Source organism: Streptomyces subrutilus, from assembly GCF_008704535.1.
Classification (GTDB): Bacteria; Actinomycetota; Actinomycetes; order Streptomycetales; family Streptomycetaceae; genus Streptomyces; species Streptomyces subrutilus.
Genome location: NZ_CP023701.1, coordinates 707,444 through 727,121, shown reverse-complemented (window position 1 = coordinate 727,121; position 19,678 = coordinate 707,444). Strand labels below are relative to the sequence as shown.

Below are 19,678 nucleotides of genomic sequence, written 5' to 3'. Positions count from 1 at the left end.
CGGGCCCGTGGACGAACCGGACGAACAGCCAGGCTCCCGCGGTACCGGACCGACGCCGGCCGGGTCCGTGCCGGGGCCGCCGGTGGTGCGCGTCGCGGGAGAGCTGGACGCGGACCGGGCGGGCGCCGTGCTCACGGAGCTGATCCGGGCCGTGGCCACCGGGAGCGGCGACGTCGTGGCCGACGTCAGCGCCGTCACGTTCTGCGACTCCAGCGGCCTGAACGCGCTGCTGCGGGCCCGCATGGCGGCCGGGGAAGCCGGCCGCCGGTTGTGCCTGGCCGGTGCGAACCCGCAGCTCGAACGCCTCTTGGAGCTCACCGGCGTGCGGCCCCTGTTCCCCGTCGTACCCGTGCCGTAGCGGCGGGCGGCGGGAGGGGCCGCCGAGGGGGCGGCCCGGAAGCGCCCGTCACGTGGTGAGGCGGCTGTTCCCGTCGTGGTGGCCGTCCGCCGCTTCGTCGTTGAACCAGTAGTCGCCGGCGGCGAGGTAGCGGAACGAGTGGCTGGCCTTGGCCGGCAGGGCCACGGTGACGGCCCGGGTGCCGTCGGGGCGCGGCCGCAGTTCGTGGGCGCCGGGCGTCCAGGCGTTGAAGTCGCCGACGACACTGACCGGGCCGGGCGGAGTCTCGGCGGGCAGGACGAAGGTGACCTCGGTGCGGTCTTCCCGGTGCGTGTGTTCGAGCACGGCACAACTCCAGACGGGTCGTATCGGGGTGAGCGGACGCTCCGGCTTCATGATGGCGCCGCCGGCCCCGGCCCGCCGGACGGCGCCCCGTACACCCGCCGTCACTTTCGGCCCCGAAATGATGCGGAGCGTCACCGGGGCTGCGAAGGTGGAGGAGCGCTGCGAGGCACCGGTGTAGCCCCGGACCGCCACGCAGTGGGCCCGCCCGGCGTTGCACCCCCGGGCGGGCCCTGCCACGCCCGCCGACACACGAAGGGGCCGCCACGGATGAGCGGAGGGGACGACGAGGGGACGGCGCCCGTACCCGGCCACGAGCGCCCGAGCGGCGTGAGCGACGCGACGGTCGAGGCGCTCGGCGCCCTGTCGAAGGCGCTGGAGACCACGGAACGGGCCCGCGGCCACCTCTACGGCTTCCACCAGCTGACCGGGACGGCCGACCTCGAACTCGACGACGCGGTCCGGCTCCTGCGCCGGGCGGGCCACCACCGCGAGGCGGACACCGTCGAACGGGAGATCCTCGGCCGCAACGTCATCCCCGGGCACTGGACGTTCCAGATCGTCGAGGCCTACGACGCGACGTACCACCGGCCGTTCACCGAGCTCGAACAGCGGCTCGTCCGCGACCTCGCGGGCGGCCGGGACCACCTCTACGAAGCCGAGCTGAAGGAACGGCGCCGCACACCGGGCCATCCGGACCACACCGCGGGACCGCCGCAGAGCGCCGGAGCCGGCTGAGGCCCCGGCTCCGGCGCTCCGCGGCCGGGCGGGGTCAGCCGGGCCAGGTGCCCGTCACGCGGCGGGTGGCGACGGCGCCGGAGCGGTCCACGGCGGCCTTGACGACGGCGAAGATCGCTCCTTGCAGCGCGGCCGCGATGAGGATCTGCTTCCAGGTGCGGTCCTCGTCGGTGGCGTTGGGGGCGTCGCCCTCGCCCTCGATCAGCTTCCACGCCTGCTTGAACGCGGCCCCGGCGAGCATGCCGCTCGCGGCGCCGAGCGCGAGGCCGACCGGCTTGTAGGCGATCTTGGCGCGGTTCACTTGCGGCCCCGGTTGCGTCGGATCAGCAGGAACACGGCCACGGCCGCGCCCGCCACGAGCAGCGGGGTCCGATTGGCCCGTGCGGCGGACGCCGCCTGCCCGGCCCGCTCCAGCACCGGGTCGGGCGTCTTCTCGGCCGCCAGCTGACCGGCCCTGGCCGTGGTCTCGCGCACCTGGGCGGCGGCCTGGGAGGCCTTCTCCAGCAGTGGATCGGGCGTCTTGTCCCGCACCAGCTGCGCGGCCTGTCCGGCCTTCTCGCGGATCTGCCCGGTCACCAGTTCGGCCTTCTCCGCGGCGTCCTGCTTCACCGCGGCCGTCTTCTCCTTCGCCTGCGCCTTCACGTCGGCCTTGCCCGCCAGCGCCTCGACGGTCTGGCCGAGCTCGTCGCGGGTGTGCGCGATCTGCTCGCGCAGTTCCCCGGGCGTGGGGGTGGACTCGTTGCGGGGCTGGTCGCTCATCGGTGTGCCTTCTCCTTGATCTCGGCCACGTCGGCCTTGATGCTGTCGATGGTCTGCTCGGGCGCGGGGGCACCGGCCCGTGCGATCTGCTTCTTCCCGGCCAGGGCCAGCACGGCCGCCGTGGCGGCCAGCAGCGCGGTGACGATCAGGGCCGAGGCCCACACGGGCAGCACCAGGGCCAGCGCGGCGATCACCGCCACCACCAGGGCCTGCGCCGTCAGGATCCCGACCAGCCCGGCTCCGCCGAACAGGCCGCCGCCCACCCCGAAGCGCTTGCCCTTCTGCGTCATCTCCGCCCGCGCGAGCTGCATCTCCTCGCGCACCAGCTCCGAAATCTGCTGCGAAGCACGCGAGACCAAGACGCCCACCGAGTCGTCGGTGACGCCGGCCCGCTGCCCGGTCGTACTCGTCGTCGTACTCACGATCCGTCCACCTCACCGCGTTGTGGCCGCGTCCTGGACCCGGCCCCGTCCCGTTCGCACCGGCCGGCACACCGCGTACCGGGTACAGGTGCGCCGGGGTGCCGTCGGCCTCACAGCGCGGCTACCCAGGAACCGCTGGGTCACCCGCCTTCGGCCCGCCCGGAGTGATCCCGTCCGGCCGCGTACGGGCGTACGGACGGCCAGGCATACGGGCGGCCGGACGGACCGGCGGCCCGATGGCCGCCGCGCGGTCACTCCATCCGGCGCCGGTCCTCGTCGCTCCACGCGCGGGTGTCGCGCGGCCGGACGTACGGCTCCTCGTCCTTCGGCATGCCGCCGGCGATGGCGCGCTGGCGGGTCATCTCCGCGTCGAACTCCAGGCCGAGGAGGATGGCGAGGTTGGTGATCCACAGCCACACCAGGAAGATGATCACGCCGGCGACGGTGCCGTACGTCTTGTTGTACGAGGCGAAGTTCGCGACGTAGAAGGCGAAGCCCGCCGAGGCGGCCATCCAGATCAACAGGGCCAGCAGGCTGCCCGGGGTGATCCACTTGAACCCGCGGCCCTTGGCGTTCGGGGCGGCCCAGTACAGCAGCGCGATCATGACCGTGACGAGCAGCACCAGGACCGGCCACTTCGCGATCGACCACACGGTCAGCGCGCTGTCGCCGATCCCCAGGGCGGCGCCGGCCTGCCGGGCCAGCCCTCCGGTGAAGACCACGATCAGGGCGCTGGCGCAGGCGAGGACCATCAGGGTCACGGTCAGGGCGAAGCGCAGCGGCAGGATCTTCCACACCGGCCGCCCCTCGGGCACGTCGTAGACGGCGTTGGAGGCGCGGATGAACGCGGCGATGTAACCGGAGGCCGACCAGAGCGCCACGAGCAGGCCGACGACGGCCAGCAGGGAGCCGACGCCGCTGCGCCCCTGCAACTGCAGGACCGCGTCGCTGATGACGTCCCGGGCCGATCCGGGCGCCAGTTTCTGCAGGTTGTCCAGGACCCGCTGGGTCGTGGACTCGCCGGCCAGGCCCAGCAGGGACACCAGGACCAGGAGGGCGGGGAAGAGGGCCAGCACGCCGTAGTAGGTCAGGGCCGCCGCCCGGTCGGCCAGTTCGTCGGCCGTGAACTCCTTGACCGTCCCGCGCAGCACGGCCTTCCAGGACTTCTTGGGGAGTTCGGTGGGCTGGTCGGGTGCCCGCTCCTCCACTTCCGGGTCCGGTCCCGCGCCACTGTCGTTCCCGGCGGTGTCCGGACGGTCGTCGTCCCCGGCACCGCGGCCTGCCTGCGAAATGCGTGTCATACCCTGCGGCTTTCCACCGCCGCGGGACTCATGTCACCGATCGGGCGGCAATCGCGGCCGGCGCCTCGACGGCGTCCGACGGGCCGGACGGGGGCCCGGCTCCGGCACGGGGGTGCCGAAGGGGCGGCCAGGGTGCCGAAGGCCGAGCGGGGTGTGAAAGGGGCGAGCAGGGTGTGTGGCGTCCGGCCCGGACCCCACGGGTCCGGGCCCCGCTCAGGTCTGGAGGGCGGCCGCGGCCACGTCGGGGTGGACGCAGAGCGCCCGGTCCGTTCCGGTCAGGGCCAACAGCCGGGCCAGTACGGGGGAGGGGCCGGCGACGCGCAGATCGGTGAGTTGCCGGACGCGCAACAGCACGCTCAGACAGGTCGAATCCGCGAAGGTGACCTGCTCCGCGTCCAGGATCACGATGTGGTGGGAGGCCGCGGCCTGGCCGAGCGCCGCCTCCAGCGGCGGGAGCGTGTCGACGTCGAGGTCACCGCGCGCCTGCACCACCCAAGCCGCCCCCGACGCGTGCTGGTAGCCCAGCGGGCCGGCGCCCGTACCGGATCCGGTGCCGCCGCTCATCTCGTCGGCCGCGCAGCCGGGCGCGCCCCGCGGCCCCTCGGGCGAGCGGAGACCACAGAGGGCTCGCGAACCGGCGGCCCGAACGCCCCGGTTGCCGCCGCGCCGGCCAACGCTACGCCGCTGCCGGTCGGGAACCGGGGTCGGCGGCCAGCTGGCGTTCCTTCTCGCCCAGCCCGCCCCAGACGCCGTACGGTTCCGCCACGCGCAGGGCGTGCTCCAGGCAGCGGGCGCGCACGGGACACGTCCCGCACACGGACTTGGCCGCCTCCTCGCGCTCCGCCCGTTCCCGGCCCCGCTCGCCCTCGGGGTGGAAGAACACCTCCGCGCCGAGACCCCGGCACGCGGCCTCCGTCTGCCATGTCCAGTGGTGCTCCGCCCGTCCGGGCAGATGCGACACCTTTGCGATCCCCATTGCTCTCCTACGGCCGGGTCGTCGAACTCACGCCTTCCCCCGGTCGTCTGGCCGCGAAGCGCTGTTCGAAACCCGACTCTCCGGATCGCTCCCGGCGCCGGCGCGCACCCCGGCTGCCCGCATGTCCCGGGCCCGCGGCGTCGTAAGCACGTCGATCGTGGGTAGGCGCCCGCCATGACTGCCAATGAAATGCTCGCGGCCGAAGGCCAGGGATCGCTGTTCCTCATCATCGCCGGAGTGGTCCTGGTGGCCCTCCTGATCGGCGCCTTCTGGTACGGCAGCCGGCGCAACGCCCGGCGCGGGGCCCCCGCCCGCCCGGCCGAACAGAACCCCGTGGCGCAGAGCCGCCAGGACTCCTGGGAGACGCCGGAGGGCGACGAGAGCGGCCGGGGCCCCCACACCGACCCCCGCGTCTGACCGAGGGGCCGGTCAGGGGCGGCGCGAAAGCGGCGCCGGGCGGGCGGGTGCGCGCGGCGCCGCAGCTCGTCGTGGACCATCCGGCCGACGAGCGCGCCGCCGCCCCCGGCAGGAGCGCGGTTCACGGGACCCGGCCGCCGAGCAGCAGCCACGGGTACCACCAGAAGGGCAGCACGCCGACCGCCACCGCGACCAACCCCGGGGCCGGGGCGTCGTGCCACGGTGGCGAGACGGCCGACAGGTAGAGGACGCCGATCAGTGCGGCCGGCCACAGCACGTGCCGCCACCGGCCCCGCGGTCGTGCTCCGCCACGCCTGACCGGGCAGGGCGAACAGGTGCCCGATCTCCATCCGGGCGGCGGGCGGGCCCCCCAGCCCGTCCCGGGGCCATTGCGCGAACCCCTGCCCGTCGGCCGCGTCCGCCGCGGAGACGACGATCAGCAGCGGCACCGGCGTCAGGAACCCGAGGACGGAAGGCCGGCGACCGCTGCCACGGGTCGAGCCGGCGAGATGGCCGCTCCAGCTGCCGCTGTACCCGCGGTAGGACCTTTCCGCGCGCGGACTCCAGCGGATCCGGTCGCGGACCGGGGGCTGACCGGGTGTCCGTGGCCGTACTCGGCCTGGCATGCTGTGGCCATGGATGAGACGCATGACCGGAAGGACGTCGCGGTCGTCACCGCGGTGGGAGAGTTCGACGCGGAGACGCTGGGGCCGATCCGTGCGGAGCTGTTCGCCGCCGCCGAAACCCACCGGGTCGTCGTCCTCGACGCCGCGGCCCTGAACTTCGCCGACTCGTCGTTCTTGAACCTGCTGATCCAGCTCCACCGCGCCACCCTGCTGAGGATCGCCGCCCCTCCGCACCAGCTGTCGCGGCTCTTCGAGATGACCGGAGCGGACCAGCTCTTCGACGTCCGCCCCACCCTGGCCGAGGCCGTCCGGTCCTGATCGGGGCGGCGGCCGACACCGGGCCGACCCGGTACGGCCCCACCGGCAGGACCCCGCGTCACGGGCCGCGGCCGCGGGGCGGGACGTCGCGTGACGACGCCCCGAGGACCGCGCCTGCCGGCGCTGTGCGAGTATCACCAGGTTCGGCGCGTCCGCAGACAGGCGAGGGAGACATGACGCAGGCACCAGGGGACGGCGCTCCACGGGGCCGTGCGCAGACGCCGGTGGACGTCCCCGCGGCCATGGGGCTCGCCGGGTCCGAGCTGCCCTCGACCGTGGCCGAGGCCCGGGAGACGGTGGCGGCGCTGCTGGAGAAGTCCGGCCTGCCGTTGGACGACCGGACCGTGACGGACGCGCTGATGGTCACGTCCGAGCTGGTCACCAACGCGATCCGGCACGGCGGCGGCCTGACCGGCTTCCACGCCGATGTCCACGACGGCGGCCTGTCCGTCTCGGTGGCCGACCGCAACCCCGCCCCGCCCGTCACCCAGACCAGCCCCGCCGCCGGCTTCCGGATCGGCGGATACGGCTGGCCCCTGGTCCACAGCCTGGCCGACCGCGTCACCGTCACGCCCCACGGGGCGGGCAAGGTCATCACCGCGACGCTGCCGCTCACCTGAGCCGACCGTACCGGCCGGGCGCAGTGCACCTGGTGTTCGAACGGACGGGGCGGGGCTCCACCCACACGGGTGGAGCCCCGCCCCGTCCGCGCACGCCCCGCCGGACGCCCCGGGCGGGGACCGGCCCCGCGGACGCGCCGCGCGGAGCCGGAGAGCGGCTCGAACCGCCCGGCTTCGGAGGCCGACCCGGGTGTGGTGGACTTAGCCCCGGGACGCCCGAAGATCGGGGGTGTGGCCTGGGCACAGGGAATGGGGCTGGGATGGTCAAGCCGGCGGATACGCGCGCGGGTGTCATGGCTGCGGGGGCAGTGGGGGAACCGGAGCTGCGTCAGCTGCTCGCCGGGCTGACGGCGGTGCGCGACGGAGACTTCGGCACCCGGCTGCCGGACGAGGCCGACGGCCTCCTGGGGGAGATCGCGACGGTCTTCAACGGGATGGTGGACCAGCTCTCCCTCTTCACCTCGGAGGTGACCCGGGTCGCCCGGGAGGTCGGCACCGAGGGGACGCTGGGCGGCCAGGCCGAGGTGCCCGGAGTCTCCGGCACCTGGGCCGATCTCACGGACTCCGTGAACGCGATGGCCGGCAACCTGACCACCCAGGTCCGCGACATCGCCCAGGTGGCCACCGCGGTGGCCAGGGGCGACCTGTCCCAGAAGATCGACGTCGCGGCCCGCGGCGAGATCCTGGAGCTGAAGGACACCGTCAACACGATGGTCGACCAGCTGTCCTCCTTCGCGGACGAGGTCACCCGCGTGGCCCGCGAGGTGGGCAGCGAGGGCCGGCTCGGCGGCCAGGCCGAGGTGCCGGGCGTGGCGGGCGTGTGGCGCGACCTCACCGACTCGGTGAACTTCATGGCCGGCAACCTGACCGACCAGGTCCGCAACATCGCCCAGGTGACCACGGCCGTCGCCAAGGGCGACCTCTCCCAGAAGATCGCCGTGGACGCGCGCGGCGAGATCCTGGAGCTGAAGAACACCATCAACACGATGGTCGACCAGCTGTCCGCGTTCGCCGGCGAGGTCACCCGCATGGCCCGCGAGGTCGGCACCGAGGGCATCCTCGGCGGCCAGGCCGACGTGAAGGGCGTCTCCGGCACCTGGCGCGACCTCACCGACTCGGTCAACTTCATGGCCGGCAACCTGACCTCGCAGGTGCGCTCCATCGCCCAGGTGGCGACCGCCGTGGCCCAGGGCGACCTCTCGCAGAAGGTCCGGGTGGACGCCCGGGGCGAGATCCTCGAACTCAAGACCACCATCAACACGATGGTGGACCAGCTCTCGGCCTTCGCCGACGAGGTGACCAGGGTGGCCCGCGAGGTGGGCACGGACGGCCGGCTCGGCGGCCAGGCCGACGTGAAGGGCGTCTCCGGCACCTGGCGCGACCTCACCGACTCGGTCAACTTCATGGCCGACAACCTGACGGCCCAGGTGCGCTCCATCGCCGAGGTGACCACCGCCGTGGCCCAGGGCGACCTGACGCAGAAGATCCGGGTGGACGCCCGCGGCGAGATCCTCGAACTCAAGGAGACCATCAACACGATGGTCGACCAGCTCTCGGCCTTCGCCGACGAGGTCACCCGCGTCGCCCGCGAGGTCGGCACCGAGGGCAACCTGGGCGGCCAGGCCACCGTGCGCGGAGTGTCGGGCACCTGGAAGGACCTCACCGACAACGTCAACGTCATGGCCTCCAACCTGACGGGCCAGGTGCGCTCCATCGCCCAGGTCGCGACGGCGGTGGCCCGCGGCGACCTGTCGCAGAAGATCACGGTGGAGGCGAAGGGCGAGGTCGCCGCGCTGGCCGGGGTCATCAACACGATGGTCGACACGCTCTCCGCGTTCGCCGACGAGGTCACCCGCGTCGCCCGCGAGGTCGGCACGGAGGGCCGGCTCGGCGGCCAGGCCCGGGTGCCGAACGTGGCGGGCACGTGGAAGGACCTCACCGACAACGTCAACTCCATGGCGAACAACCTGACCGGGCAGGTCCGCAACATCGCCCTGGTCACCACCGCCGTCGCCAACGGAGACCTGTCCAAGAAGATCGACGTCGACGCCCGCGGCGAGATCCTGGAGTTGAAGACCACCATCAACACGATGGTCGACCAGCTGTCCTCCTTCGCCGCCGAAGTCACCCGCGTCGCCCGCGAGGTGGGCAGCGAGGGCCGGCTCGGCGGCCAGGCCGAGGTGGAGGGCGTCTCCGGCACCTGGAAGCGGCTCACCGAGAACGTCAACGAACTCGCCGGCAACCTGACCCGGCAGGTCCGGGCCATCGCCGAGGTCGCCAGCGCCGTCGCCGAGGGCGACCTGACCCGTTCCATCACCGTCGACGCCTCGGGCGAGGTCGCCGAACTCAAGGACAACATCAACTCGATGGTCGGCTCGCTGCGCGAGACCACCCGGGCCAACCAGGAACAGGACTGGCTCAAGTCCAACCTGGCCCAGATCTCCGGCCTGATGCAGGGCCACCGCGACCTCGCGGTCGTCGCCGAACTCGTCATGGACGAACTGGCCCCCCTCGTGGACGCCAGCTACGGCGCCTTCTACCTCGGCGAAGAGGCCGAAGGCCAGTCCTGGCTCACCCTGATCGGCTCCTTCGGGCGCCCCGCCGACCGGCCCGCCAGCACACGGCTGCGGCACGGCGAGACCCTGGTCGGGCAGGCCGCGCGCAGCCGCCGCATCCTGACCACCGCCAACGTGCCGCCCGGCTACCTCATCTCCTCCGGGCTGGGCGGAGCCGCCCCCGCCCACCTCATCGTGCTGCCCATCCTCGTCGAGGACCAGGTCCTCGGCGTGATCGAGCTCGCCTCCTTCAACCCCTTCACCCCGGTGCACCGCGACTTCCTCGGACGGCTGATGGAGACCGTGGGCGTCAACGTCAGCACCATCGTCGCCAACGCCCGCACCGACGAACTCCTCGGCGAGTCCCAGCGCCTCACGGGCGAGCTGCAGGCCCGGTCCGAACAGCTCCAGGTCCAGCAGGACGAACTCCAGCGCTCCAACGCCGAACTGGAGGAGAAGGCCGCCCTCCTCGCCAGCCAGAACCGCGACATCGAGACGAAGAACCTGGAGATCGAACAGGCGCGACAGGAGCTGGAGGACCGGGCCCAGCAGCTCTCCCTGGCCTCCAAGTACAAGTCGGAGTTCCTGGCCAACATGAGCCACGAACTGCGCACCCCGCTGAACAGCCTGCTCATCCTCGCCCAGCTCCTCTCCCAGAACCCCTCCCGCAACCTCACGCCCAAGCAGGTCGAGTACGCGGGCATCATCCACTCCGCGGGCTCCGACCTCCTCCAGCTCATCAACGACATCCTCGACCTCTCCAAGGTCGAGGCCGGCAAGATGGACATCAACCTGGAGCGGGTCTCCCTCAAGCGGCTCCTCAACTACGTGGAGGCCTCGTTCCGGCCGCTGACCAGCCAGAAGGGGCTCGACTTCGACATCACGAGCGCGACCGGCGTGCCCGCGGACCTGCTCACCGACGACGCCCGCCTCCAGCAGATCCTGCGCAACCTGCTCTCCAACGCGGTCAAGTTCACCGAGCACGGCCGCGTCCAGGTCCGGATCGAACCGGCCACCGCAGCGGAGCTCCCCGCCGAGCTCGCCCAGTCCGGCTCCGTGGTGGCCTTCCGGGTCATCGACACCGGCATCGGCATCGCCGAACAGCAGCTGGAGGTCATCTTCGCCGCGTTCCAGCAGGCCGACGGCACCACCAGCCGCAAGTACGGCGGAACCGGCCTCGGCCTCTCCATCACCCGCGAGATCGCCCGGCTCCTCGGCGGCGTGGTCACCGCCCGCAGCGTGCCCGGCGAAGGCTCCACGTTCACCCTGTACCTGCCCGTCTCCCGGCCCGACTTCACGGACCGGGACGCGCCCGTCCCCGCCCTGGAGGGAGCCGACAGGCCCACCGCCGATCCGCGCGACGGCGACGCCGCACCGCCGGACGAGAACCGGCGCGCCCGGCGCCTCCTGGTGATCGAGCGGCGCAGCAACGGCCTCCTCAGCCTCGTCGCGGAGAGCGCCGCGGCCGACCTGACCGCCGGCCGGGAGACCAGCGGACCGGCCGGTCGCGCCGAGGTCGTGACCGCCGTCACCGCGGCGGACGCGGCGGCCGTCCTCGCGCAGTCCCCCTTCCACTGCGTGGTCCTCGAACTGGGCGCCGACGGAGAGGCCCTGCGCTTCCTCCAGGCCCTGGCCGGGGACACCGCGCTCGCGTCCCTGCCGGTCCTCGCGCACGACAACCGCCGCATGACCCGGGCCCAGCAGGACGAGATCGCCCAGCGCGCCGCCGTCCAACCGCTCGAAGTCCTCTCCAGCCTCGACGAACTGCGCGAACGCATCGCCCTGCACCTGTCGGCGGACCGCCCCGGCGACGTCCTGCCCCTGGTGCGGCCCGACGCCGAGGTCCCCGCACCGGAGCACGCCGTCGTCGACACCAGCCTCGTCGGCCGGTCCGTCCTCGTGGTCGACGACGACCCCCGCAACCTGTACGCGATCAGCGGCATCCTCGAACTGCACGGCCTGCGGGTCCTGCACGCCGAGAACGGCCGCAAGGGCATCGAGACCCTGACCAGCACCCCCGGCATCGACCTGATCCTGATGGACGTGATGATGCCGGAACTGGACGGCTACGCGGCGACCGCCGAGATCAGGCGCATGCCCGCCTACGCCGACCTCCCGATCATCTCGGTCACCGCCAAGGCCATGCCCGGGGACCGGGAGAAGAGCCTGGCCTCCGGGTCCAGCGACTACGTCACCAAGCCCGTCGACGCGAACGACCTCATCCTCCGGCTGCGCCGCTGGCTGCTGCCGCAGGAGCCCGCGGACGCGCCCCGTGCCTGACCCCGCAGCCCAAGCCGCCCCCACGGAGGAAGCCGACGTACGGTGAACAGCCTTCCCGACGAACCCCCAGCACCCCGGCCCCACGACACCGCCGGGCCCGACGCCCCCGACGGGGCGCCGGCGGTGCCCGCCGCACGCCGGCCCGGTGGCGCGCCCCTGCCCGACGTACCCGCGCCGGACCGCGCCACCGGTCCCGCCGAGCCGGGCCGGCTCGCCGCCACCGTGGAGCGGCTGCGCAAGGAGGCCCAGGAGGCCCAGTCGGCCGCCGACGGCCGGGCCCTGGTCGAGATGGCCAAGGGCATCCTCGTGGGCCGATTGGGCTGCGGACCGGCCGAGGCGGCCCGCCAGCTGGCCACACTGGCCGAGCAGTCCGGCGGCACCGTGCTCGGCCTCGCCGTCGACGTCATCAACCGGGCCGCCCGCGACCGGGTCGGCGAGGTGGCCCAGCAGTTCCTGAAGAGCGCCGTCGACGGACCCGCCGGGGACGACGCGGCCTCCGTACGGCTGCGGACCGCCGAGAGCGGGGTGCTCGCGGCCACCGACTCGCAGGCCGTCGCCGCCGCCCTCCTGGAGAACGCGCTCAGCCCCCTGGGCGCGCACGCCGTGGCGATCTGGGTGGCCGGTCCCGACTCCTCCCTCACCCTGGTCGGCCAGGCCGGCTTCACCCAGGAGGACGCCGCCCGCTGGCGGTACGTCCCGCCCGAGGTCGCCACCTGCGCCCGGCTCGCGCTGACCCGCCGGGACCTCGCCGTCGTCACCAGCCTCGCGGAATCCGGCATCCCCAGCATCGGCCGGAGCCGGCACCCCGACAGCGGCCGCGTCGTGGTCCCCGCGGGCACCGGGGGACGCATCCACGGCGTCCTGGAGATCGCGTGGCCCGAAGCGCTGCCCCCGCAGCCCCCGCGGATCCTGCGCCAGCTGGAGGCGCTGGCCGAACTGTGCGCCCGCACCCTGGAAGAGCGGACACCGCACGCGGCGGCCACCGCCCCCGGCGCCCCCCAACCGGCCGTCGTCGCCGAACTCGCCGACCTCGCCGACCACCTCCACGACCCCGCGCTCGTCCTCACCCCCAGCCTCGACGCCGACGGGCGCCTGGCCGACTTCCGCATCCACCACACCAACAGCCGCTTCATCGACCCCGCGGGCCGGCCCCGCTCGCTCGTCACCGGAGCCCGCTTCCTGGAGGCCTACCCGGCGGCCGCCGAGAACAGCGGCCTCTTCGGCACGCTGGAGCACGTCTACGCCACCGGAGAGCCCTGCCAGGCCGTGCGCACCGCCCTGACTGCCTTCGTCGACGACGTCCCCCTCACCACCGTCGCCGACGTGGGCATCAGCCGCCACGGTCCCGCGCTCCTGCTCATCTGGAAGATCGAGGACGAGACGGCCCGGCTCGCCAGCCTGCTCCAGCACGCACAGCGGCTCGGCCGGGTCGGCGGCTTCGAACAGAACACGCACACCGGGGAGATCAGCTGGAACGGGCAGCTGTTCACCCTCTTCGGGCTCCCGCCGACCGCCTCGCCCGTTCCCCTGGAGGACCTGGCGGCCCACGCCCACCCCCACGACGTGAACTCCATCGGCCGGTTCCTGCGGACGCTGCTGCACCGCCGGCGCGAGTCGTCCGTGGACTTCCGGCTGCTGCGCCCCGACGGCATCACCCGCCACATCCGCATGGTGGCCGAACCCGTCCTGGACGACCACGGCCGCCTCTACGCGGTACGCGGCGCCTGCCAGGACGTCTCCGCGCAGCACTGGACCGAGGTGGCCCTCGCGGCCACCCGCGACCAACTCGCCGACAGCGAGGCCGAATCCGCCGACCGCAGCCAACTCGCGCTGCAACTCCAGCACGCCATCATGCCCCCGGCCCCGGCCCCGCTGGAGGTGCCCGGCATCCGCATCGCCGTGCGCTACCGCCCGGCCGAGTCGGAGTCGCTGGTGGGCGGGGACTGGTACGACTCCGTCGTCCTGCCCGACAACAAGATCCTGCTCAGCGTCGGCGACGTCGCCGGCCACGGCATCCAGGCCGCCACCGGCATGGTCGTCCTGCGCAACGCCCTGCGCGGCCTCGCCGTCACCGGCGCCGGGCCCGCACAGCTGCTCTCCTGGCTGAACACCGTCGCGTTCCACCTCACCAGCCACCTGACCGCCACCGCCGTCTGCGGGATCTTCGACCCGCAGACCCGCACCCTGCGCTGGGCCCGCGCCGGCCACCTGCCGCCCGTCCTCATCCGGGGCGCGCAGGCCCGGGCGTTCCCCCTCGTGCCCGGCCTGCTCCTGGGCGCCCTGCCCGAGACGGCGTTCACCGAGGAGGAGGTACAGCTCGAAGCCGACGACGTCCTGCTCATGTACACCGACGGCCTCGTCGAACGCCGGGACATCGCGGTCACGGACTCCCTCAAGCAGCTGCTCACCGTGGCCTCGCGGACCGCGGACTCGCTGGACAAGCGACTCGACAACCTGCTGACCTACAGCGCCTCCGACACGGACGACGACACCTGCCTCATCGGCATCGAGGTGCGCTGACCGCGCGGGCCCCCGCTCCCCGAGACCGGGGCGCGGGCCCGGGCCCGCGCCCCGGTCCCGGGCTCGGCCGGACGCACGGCGGCCCGGCCGGGACATCCCGGCCGGGCCGCCGTGCGCCCCGCTCGCGCTCCTCCGCTCAGGACACGATGTCCTTGCGGGAGAACCCCCGGAAGGCCAGGGCGAAGAGCACCACCGCGTACGTCACCGACACCGCCGTGCCCTTGATCATCCCGCCCCACTCCAGCTGCGGCTGCAACGCGTCCGCCCAGGCGAACTGCCAGTGCGCCGGCAGGAACTCCCGCCACGAGCCCAGGGCCGTCACCGCGTCCAGCACGTTGCCGACGATCGTCAGCCCGACCGCGCCGCCGACCGCGCCCAGCGGCGCGTCCGTCCGCGTCGACAGCCAGAACGCCAGCCCCGCCGTGACCAGCTGCGACACGAAGATGAAGCCGACCGCCACCGCGAGCCTCGGCACGGTGTCCGCGGCCGCCAGCGACCCGCCCGTCGGCAGCTTCAGCGGTGCCCAGCCGTACGCGGCCGTGCCCACCGCCAGTGCCACCAGTGGCAGCAGCACCATCGCCGCCAGGCTGAACCCCAGCGCCACCACGAGCTTGCTCCACAGCAGCCGGGCCCGGGGCACGGGCGAGGCCAGCAGGTAGCGCAGCGACGACCAGCTGGCCTCCGAGGCCACGGTGTCCCCGCAGAACAGCGCCACCGGCACCACCAGCAGGAAGCCGGCCGAGACGAACAGGCAGGTGGCCGCGAAGTTCGCGCCCGAGGCGGTGGCCGTGTCGATCAGGCTGATCCGGCCGTTGCCGCCGCCCGGACCGTCGTCCGGTCCACCGCCCACCGCGAACGCGATGACCATGACGAACGGCAGCGCGGCCAGCACCCCGCCCATCACCAGCGTCCGCCGCCGGCGCCACTGCCGCAGCGCCTCCACCCGCAGCGGCAGGGTGCGGCCGGCCCGGTAGCCGGCCGCGGTCTCCTGGACGGCACTCATGCCGAACCTCCGATCAGCGTGAGGAACGCGTCCTCCAGCCGGCGGTGCGGCCCCACTCCGGTCACCGGCACCTCCAGCCGTACGAGTTCGGCGATCAGCCCCGCGGCCGTCGCACCTTCCAGCCGCACCAGCAGCCCGTCCTCGGCGGCCACCACGGAACCGACCCCCTCCAGCGCCGCCACCTTCTCGACGCCCACCGGGTCCAGCGGTCCGGCCAGGGTCACCAGCAGCGTGTCACCGCCGCCGGTGATCTCCGCGACCTCGCCCGCCTGCACCAGCCGGCCGCGGTCCATGACCACCAGGTGCGTGCACGACTGCTCCACCTCCGACAGCAGGTGGCTGGAGACGATGACCGTCCGGCCGCCCGCCGCGTAGCGGATCATCACGTCACGCATCTCGCGGATCTGCGGCGGATCCAGACCGTTCGTCGGTTCGTCCAGGATCAGCAGGTCCGGCATGCCCAGCATGGCCTGCGCGATGGCCAGCCGCTGCCGCATGCCCTGCGAGTACGTGCGGACCGCCCGCTCCAGCGCGTCGCCGAGCCCGGCGATCTCCAGGGCCTCCGCCATGTGCGAGTCCTCGGCCGGGCGGCCCGTGGCCTGCCAGTACAGCTCCAGGTTGGCGCGGCCCGTCAGGTGCGGCAGGAAGCCCGCGCCCTCGACGAACGCCCCGACCCGCGACAGCACCGGAGCCCCGGCCCGCACCGCGTGCCCGAACACCCGGATCTCGCCGGCGTCCGGCGAGATCAGCCCCATCAGCATCCGCAGGGTGGTGGTCTTGCCGGCGCCGTTGGGCCCGAGCAGCCCCAGCACCTGTCCCTTCTCCACCCGGAAGGACAGGTCCCGCACCGCGTACCGGTCCTGTGACTTCGCGTACCGCTTCGTCAGCCCCGTGATCTCCAGCGGTACGTCCGCCAGCGCGGGCTCCGGGGCCGGCGCCCCGGCGCCGCGGCCGGTCCGCCGGATGCCGAGCAGCGCCGCCGCCAGCGCGAAGCCGGCCAGCGGCAGCCCCCACGTCCAGGCCGGCAGGCCCGACGAGGCGGTGCCCACTCCCGCCGCGACGGGCACGGTCAAGGGGCCCTCGGCCGCCACCGTGTAGACGGCCGGCGCGGTCGGGGTGGCGTAGCCGAGGTCGGTCGCGGCGACCACCAGCCGCAGCCGGTGCCCCGCCTCGACCGCGTGGTCGATCGCGGGCAGCCGGAGCCGGACGGTCGCACCCTCCCGTGCGTCCTCCACCCGTACGGGGGCGACGAGCTGGCTGGGCAGCACCTGCTGGCGGCCGTCCGGGCCGACGTCGTACACCTTGCCGAAGACCACGGCCGAGCCGTCCGCAGCCGTCGACCTCACCTTCAGGGTGACGGTCGGGGTCCCGGTGATCCGCGTCTCGGCGGCCAGCGGCTCCGACTCGAACCGGGCGTTCTGCCCGGGGAAGTCGAGCGACAGGCCGGCCCCGAGGGAGGCGAGCTGCCCGCCGATGCCCGGCAGCGAGGACAGGGCGGGCGGCGCGCCGCCCGCGGGGTTGGCGAAGCTCTGCTCGCGCCCGGACAGGGCGAACTCGCGCGGACCCGAGGTGAGCCCCGGGTAGCGGTCGCCGACCGCACCGCGCAGCTGCACCTGCCCGTCGGTGGAGTCGATGCCTCCGGACCGCGAGACGCGGAACGCCGGCCCGGTGTCCGCGCCCGCGTCCTCCTTCAGGTAGCGGTCGAACCACGCGGCCACCCGCGCGTCCGTCCGCCCGGACTCCCGCATGCCGCCGTCGTGGCCGCCGGCGGCCCAGTCCACCGCGACGGGCGCGCCGTTGGCAGCGATGGCCTTGGCCATGGCGTCGGCCTGGTCGAGGGGGAACAGGGAGTCGTCCTGTCCCTGGACGATGAGGGTCGGCACCTTGATCCGGCCGCCGACGGCGGAGGGACTGCGCGCCTCCAGCAGCGCGCGGGCCTCGGCGTCCGGCTTCCCGGCCACCGCGACCCGCTCGTACATCGCGCACAGCTCGGGCTGGAACCGTCCGCAGCCCGGCGCCGCCGGGTCGGCGGCCCGCGCCCCCTGCTGCGGCGGCTGCTGCGCCGACTGCAGACCGGAGGCGGAGCCGGTGGTGAAGAAGATCCCCGCCCACAGCTTCTTGAAGACGCCGTTCGGGAAGAGGGAGTCGGCCAGGTTCCAGTAGGTGATCTGCGGGGCGATGGCGTCGACCCGCGCGTCGTGTCCGGCGGCGAGCAGGGACACGGCGCCGCCGTAGGAGGCACCGGACACGCCGACCCGCGGGTCGCCGGCCGCGTCGAGCCGCACCTCCGGCCGGGTGGCGAGCCAGTCGACGAGCCGCGAGACGTCCTTGACCTCGTACTCCGGATCGTTCAGCCCGATCCGGCCGCCGGAGCGGCCGAAACCGCGCGCGGACCAGGTCAGCACCGCGTAGCCGTCGCGTGCCAGCTGTTCGGCCTGGGCCCGGACGTCGTCCTTGCTGCCGCCGAAGCCGTGGCCGAGGAGCACGGCGGGCCGTTTCCCCCCGCCGCCCGCGGTGAAGTACGAGGTGTCGATCCCGGCGCCGGGCATGTCCAGTACGTGGTCCTCGCGGTGCACGGCGGTCGGGTCGCCGGCCGCGGCGGCCGCGGTCCACGTACCGGCTCCCGCGACGACGGCGAGCGCGGCGGCGCCCGCGATCAGGCGGCTGCGGCGGCGCCGGGGCAGTCGGAGCTTCATACGGGAACCCTAAACGTACGGCGGCCCGATCCGGAGGGCCCCCAGGGGGATGTCCCGCCCTTCCCGAGGAGTACGCGGAGCGGCCCCTGTACCGCGCCTGCGGTACGCGCCGGGTCCGGGCCCCGACCTGCGCGGGACGCCGCCGGGCGGCAGGATGGCCGCATGCTGCTGGCCGATGTCGCACGCGTGTCCCGCGAGGTCGCCGGGACCTCCGCCCGGTCCCGCAAGACCGCCCTGCTCGCGGAGCTCTTCGGCGCCGCGCCGCCGGGGGAGGCGGGCCTGGTGATCTCGTACCTGGCGGGCCGGCTCCCGCAGGGCCGTCCGGGCATCGGATGGCGGGCCCTGGGCCGCGAGGTCGCGCCCGCCGAAGCGCCCGCGCTGACCGTGGGCGACGTGGACGCGGCGGTGACGGAGCTCGCGGCGGTGGCCGGCGCCGGGGCGCAGCGCGAACGCCGCCGGATCCTCGACGCCCTGCTGGGCGCGGCGACCGTGGACGAGCAGGCGTTCCTGCGCAGCCTGCTGTCCGGGGAGGTGCGGCAGGGCGCGCTCGACGCGGTGGCGCTGGAGGGCGTCGCGTCGGCGGCCGGAGTGCCGGCCGCCGAACTGCGCCGGGCCGTCATGCTGGACGGCTCGCTGCCCCGGGTCGCGGCGGCCGTCCTGGCCGAGGGGGCGCCGGCGCTCGGCGGCTTCACCCTGCGGGTCGGGCGGCCCGTCCAGCCCATGCTGGCGGCCACCGCCGGCTCGGTCGCCGAGGCGCTGGCCGCCCTGGGTCCCTGCGCGGTGGAGGAGAAGCTCGACGGGGTGCGGATCCAGGTGCACCGGGACGGGGACGACGTACGGGTGTACACCCGCTCCCTGGACGAGATCACCGACCGGCTGCCGGAAGTCACCGAGCTGGCCCGCTCCCTGCCCGGGGAGCGTTTCATCCTCGACGGCGAGGTCATCGGCCGGGACGCGGCCGGCCGGCCCGTCCCCTTCCAGCAGGTGGCGAGCCGGGTCGGCTCCCGCACCGACGTGGCCGCCGCCCGCCGCACGCTCCCCCTCGCCGCCTTCTTCTTCGACGTCCTCGCCATCGGTGACGAGGTCCTGCTCGACCTCCCGGTGCGCGAGCGCCACGCGGCCCTCACCGCGCTCGTCCCCGAGTCCGCCCGGGTCCGCCGGCTCGTCGTCGAGGACCCGGCCGCGCAGGCGGCCGCCGCCGAGGAGTTCGGGACCGAGACGCTGGCCCGCGGCCACGAGGGCGTGATGGTCAAATCCCTCGGTTCGGCCTACGCGGCCGGCCGGCGCGGACGGCACTGGCTCAAGGTGAAGCCGGTGCACACCCTGGACCTGGTCGTGCTCGCCGCCGAGTGGGGACACGGACGGCGCACCGGACTGCTGTCGAACCTTCACCTGGGGGCGCGGGCCGCCGACGGGACGTACGCCATGCTCGGCAAGACCTTCAAGGGCCTCACCGACGAGATGCTGCGCTGGCAGACCGACGCGCTGCGGGCCCTGGCCACCTCCGACGACGGCTTCACGGTGCGGGTGCGCCCCGAACTGGTGGTGGAGATCGCCTACGACGGGCTCCAGCGCTCGCCGCGCTACCCGGCCGGGGTCGCGCTGCGGTTCGCGCGGGTGCTCAGGCACCGCCCCGACAAGACGGCGGAGCAGGCCGATACCGTGGAAACCGTGCTGGGCGGGGGCGCGGCCGGATGACGGCCGGAGACGCGGACCGGCCGTGTGAGGGGCCGCGGCGAGCCGTTTTGCCTCAGAGGCAAGAGAGATT

Annotated in this window: 18 protein-coding genes; 8 read left to right on the top strand and 10 right to left on the bottom strand. The window is 74.1% G+C overall.

All coding sequences use genetic code 11. The features are described from left to right. Positions 1 to 7 precede the first annotated feature (7 nt). Positions 8 to 358, top strand: a complete 351-nt coding sequence (locus CP968_RS03140) for an STAS domain-containing protein (protein WP_150516520.1) — start codon at positions 8 to 10, stop codon at positions 356 to 358. A 48-nt stretch (positions 359 to 406) separates the two neighbouring features. Here the strand turns inward: CP968_RS03140 and CP968_RS03135 are convergent, their stop codons facing one another. Continuing rightward, positions 407 to 682, bottom strand: a complete 276-nt coding sequence (locus tag CP968_RS03135) for an isoamylase early set domain-containing protein (protein WP_150516519.1) — start codon at positions 680 to 682, stop codon at positions 407 to 409. Between the two features lie 267 nt (positions 683 to 949). Between CP968_RS03135 and CP968_RS03130 the strand changes: the two genes are divergently transcribed. Beyond that, positions 950 to 1,417, top strand: a complete 468-nt coding sequence (locus tag CP968_RS03130; protein WP_150516518.1) for a hypothetical protein — start codon at positions 950 to 952, stop codon at positions 1,415 to 1,417. A 34-nt stretch (positions 1,418 to 1,451) separates the two neighbouring features. On the opposite strand, the gene CP968_RS03125 is transcribed toward CP968_RS03130, so the two are convergent. The 6 genes from CP968_RS03125 to CP968_RS03100 form a co-directional block, all read right to left on the bottom strand. Next, a complete protein-coding gene (locus tag CP968_RS03125; protein WP_150516517.1) occupies positions 1,452 to 1,718 on the bottom strand; it encodes a DUF4235 domain-containing protein in 267 nt (88 codons plus the stop codon). Next, entirely contained in the window at positions 1,715 to 2,176 is a 462-nt protein-coding gene (locus CP968_RS03120; RefSeq protein WP_150516516.1) for a DUF3618 domain-containing protein, read from the bottom strand. The genes CP968_RS03125 and CP968_RS03120 overlap by 4 nt, the downstream gene beginning before the upstream one ends. Further along, the gene (locus CP968_RS03115; RefSeq protein ID WP_150516515.1) at positions 2,173 to 2,598 is read right to left on the bottom strand and encodes a phage holin family protein; all 426 of its coding nucleotides are present in this window, start codon (positions 2,596 to 2,598) and stop codon (positions 2,173 to 2,175) included. Before CP968_RS03115 ends, CP968_RS03120 begins: the two co-directional genes overlap by 4 nt. Before the next feature lie 251 nt (positions 2,599 to 2,849). Then, a complete protein-coding gene (locus tag CP968_RS03110; RefSeq protein ID WP_150516514.1) occupies positions 2,850 to 3,899 on the bottom strand; it encodes a YihY/virulence factor BrkB family protein in 1,050 nt (349 codons plus the stop codon). Between the two features lie 213 nt (positions 3,900 to 4,112). After that, positions 4,113 to 4,463, bottom strand: coding sequence for an STAS domain-containing protein (locus CP968_RS03105; protein WP_150516513.1), 351 nt, complete (start codon positions 4,461 to 4,463; stop codon positions 4,113 to 4,115). Positions 4,464 to 4,575: 112 nt separating this feature from the next. Next, entirely contained in the window at positions 4,576 to 4,869 is a 294-nt protein-coding gene (locus tag CP968_RS03100; RefSeq protein ID WP_150521682.1) for a WhiB family transcriptional regulator, read from the bottom strand. 180 nt (positions 4,870 to 5,049) lie between these two features. Here CP968_RS03100 and CP968_RS03095 point away from each other — a divergent pair, with 180 nt between their 5' ends. Next, positions 5,050 to 5,292, top strand: a complete 243-nt coding sequence (locus CP968_RS03095; protein WP_150516512.1) for a DUF6479 family protein — start codon at positions 5,050 to 5,052, stop codon at positions 5,290 to 5,292. A 121-nt stretch (positions 5,293 to 5,413) separates the two neighbouring features. Here CP968_RS03095 and CP968_RS33995 read toward each other — a convergent pair whose 3' ends face one another. Then, the gene (locus CP968_RS33995) at positions 5,414 to 5,569 is read right to left on the bottom strand and encodes a hypothetical protein (RefSeq protein WP_167536752.1); all 156 of its coding nucleotides are present in this window, start codon (positions 5,567 to 5,569) and stop codon (positions 5,414 to 5,416) included. Between the two features lie 358 nt (positions 5,570 to 5,927). On the opposite strand from CP968_RS33995, the gene CP968_RS03090 reads away from it, so the two are divergent. The 4 genes from CP968_RS03090 to CP968_RS03075 all read left to right on the top strand — a co-directional run bounded on the left by CP968_RS03090 (position 5,928) and on the right by CP968_RS03075 (position 14,211). Next, on the top strand, positions 5,928 to 6,236 hold the full coding sequence (locus tag CP968_RS03090) for an STAS domain-containing protein (RefSeq protein ID WP_150516511.1): 309 nt from the start codon (positions 5,928 to 5,930) through the stop codon (positions 6,234 to 6,236). Between the two features lie 173 nt (positions 6,237 to 6,409). Continuing rightward, positions 6,410 to 6,856, top strand: a complete 447-nt coding sequence (locus CP968_RS03085) for an ATP-binding protein (RefSeq protein WP_229885827.1) — start codon at positions 6,410 to 6,412, stop codon at positions 6,854 to 6,856. 293 nt (positions 6,857 to 7,149) lie between these two features. Continuing rightward, positions 7,150 to 11,691: a HAMP domain-containing protein gene (locus tag CP968_RS03080; RefSeq protein ID WP_208835972.1), complete on the top strand. Its 4,542-nt coding sequence runs from the start codon at positions 7,150 to 7,152 to the stop codon at positions 11,689 to 11,691. A gap of 42 nt (positions 11,692 to 11,733) precedes the next feature. Then, the gene (locus tag CP968_RS03075; RefSeq protein WP_150516509.1) at positions 11,734 to 14,211 is read left to right on the top strand and encodes a SpoIIE family protein phosphatase; all 2,478 of its coding nucleotides are present in this window, start codon (positions 11,734 to 11,736) and stop codon (positions 14,209 to 14,211) included. 136 nt (positions 14,212 to 14,347) lie between these two features. Here CP968_RS03075 and CP968_RS03070 read toward each other — a convergent pair whose 3' ends face one another. Together CP968_RS03070 and CP968_RS03065 are read right to left on the bottom strand one after the other, a co-directional pair. Then, positions 14,348 to 15,214 (bottom strand): ABC transporter permease, encoded by an 867-nt coding sequence (locus CP968_RS03070; protein ID WP_150516508.1) that lies wholly within the window; start codon positions 15,212 to 15,214, stop codon positions 14,348 to 14,350. Beyond that, entirely contained in the window at positions 15,211 to 17,910 is a 2,700-nt protein-coding gene (locus tag CP968_RS03065) for an alpha/beta fold hydrolase (protein ID WP_150516507.1), read from the bottom strand. Before CP968_RS03065 ends, CP968_RS03070 begins: the two co-directional genes overlap by 4 nt. Positions 17,911 to 18,072: 162 nt before the next feature. Between CP968_RS03065 and CP968_RS03060 the strand changes: the two genes are divergently transcribed. Then, a complete protein-coding gene (locus CP968_RS03060) occupies positions 18,073 to 19,608 on the top strand; it encodes an ATP-dependent DNA ligase (RefSeq protein ID WP_150516506.1) in 1,536 nt (511 codons plus the stop codon). Positions 19,609 to 19,678: the final 70 nt, after the last annotated feature.

Coding starts and splice junctions, on each gene's coding strand:
- CP968_RS03130 (WP_150516518.1), top strand. CDS start 950: ATGAGCGGAGGGGACGACGAGGGGACGGCGCCCGTACCCGGCCACGAG.
- CP968_RS03120 (WP_150516516.1), bottom strand. CDS start 2,176: ATGAGCGACCAGCCCCGCAACGAGTCCACCCCCACGCCCGGGGAACTG.
- CP968_RS03110 (WP_150516514.1), bottom strand. CDS start 3,899: ATGACACGCATTTCGCAGGCAGGCCGCGGTGCCGGGGACGACGACCGT.
- CP968_RS03105 (WP_150516513.1), bottom strand. CDS start 4,463: ATGAGCGGCGGCACCGGATCCGGTACGGGCGCCGGCCCGCTGGGCTAC.
- CP968_RS03095 (WP_150516512.1), top strand. CDS start 5,050: ATGACTGCCAATGAAATGCTCGCGGCCGAAGGCCAGGGATCGCTGTTC.
- CP968_RS03090 (WP_150516511.1), top strand. CDS start 5,928: ATGGATGAGACGCATGACCGGAAGGACGTCGCGGTCGTCACCGCGGTG.
- CP968_RS03085 (WP_229885827.1), top strand. CDS start 6,410: ATGACGCAGGCACCAGGGGACGGCGCTCCACGGGGCCGTGCGCAGACG.
- CP968_RS03080 (WP_208835972.1), top strand. CDS start 7,150: ATGGCTGCGGGGGCAGTGGGGGAACCGGAGCTGCGTCAGCTGCTCGCC.
- CP968_RS03070 (WP_150516508.1), bottom strand. CDS start 15,214: ATGAGTGCCGTCCAGGAGACCGCGGCCGGCTACCGGGCCGGCCGCACC.
- CP968_RS03065 (WP_150516507.1), bottom strand. CDS start 17,910: ATGAAGCTCCGACTGCCCCGGCGCCGCCGCAGCCGCCTGATCGCGGGC.
- CP968_RS03060 (WP_150516506.1), top strand. CDS start 18,073: ATGCTGCTGGCCGATGTCGCACGCGTGTCCCGCGAGGTCGCCGGGACC.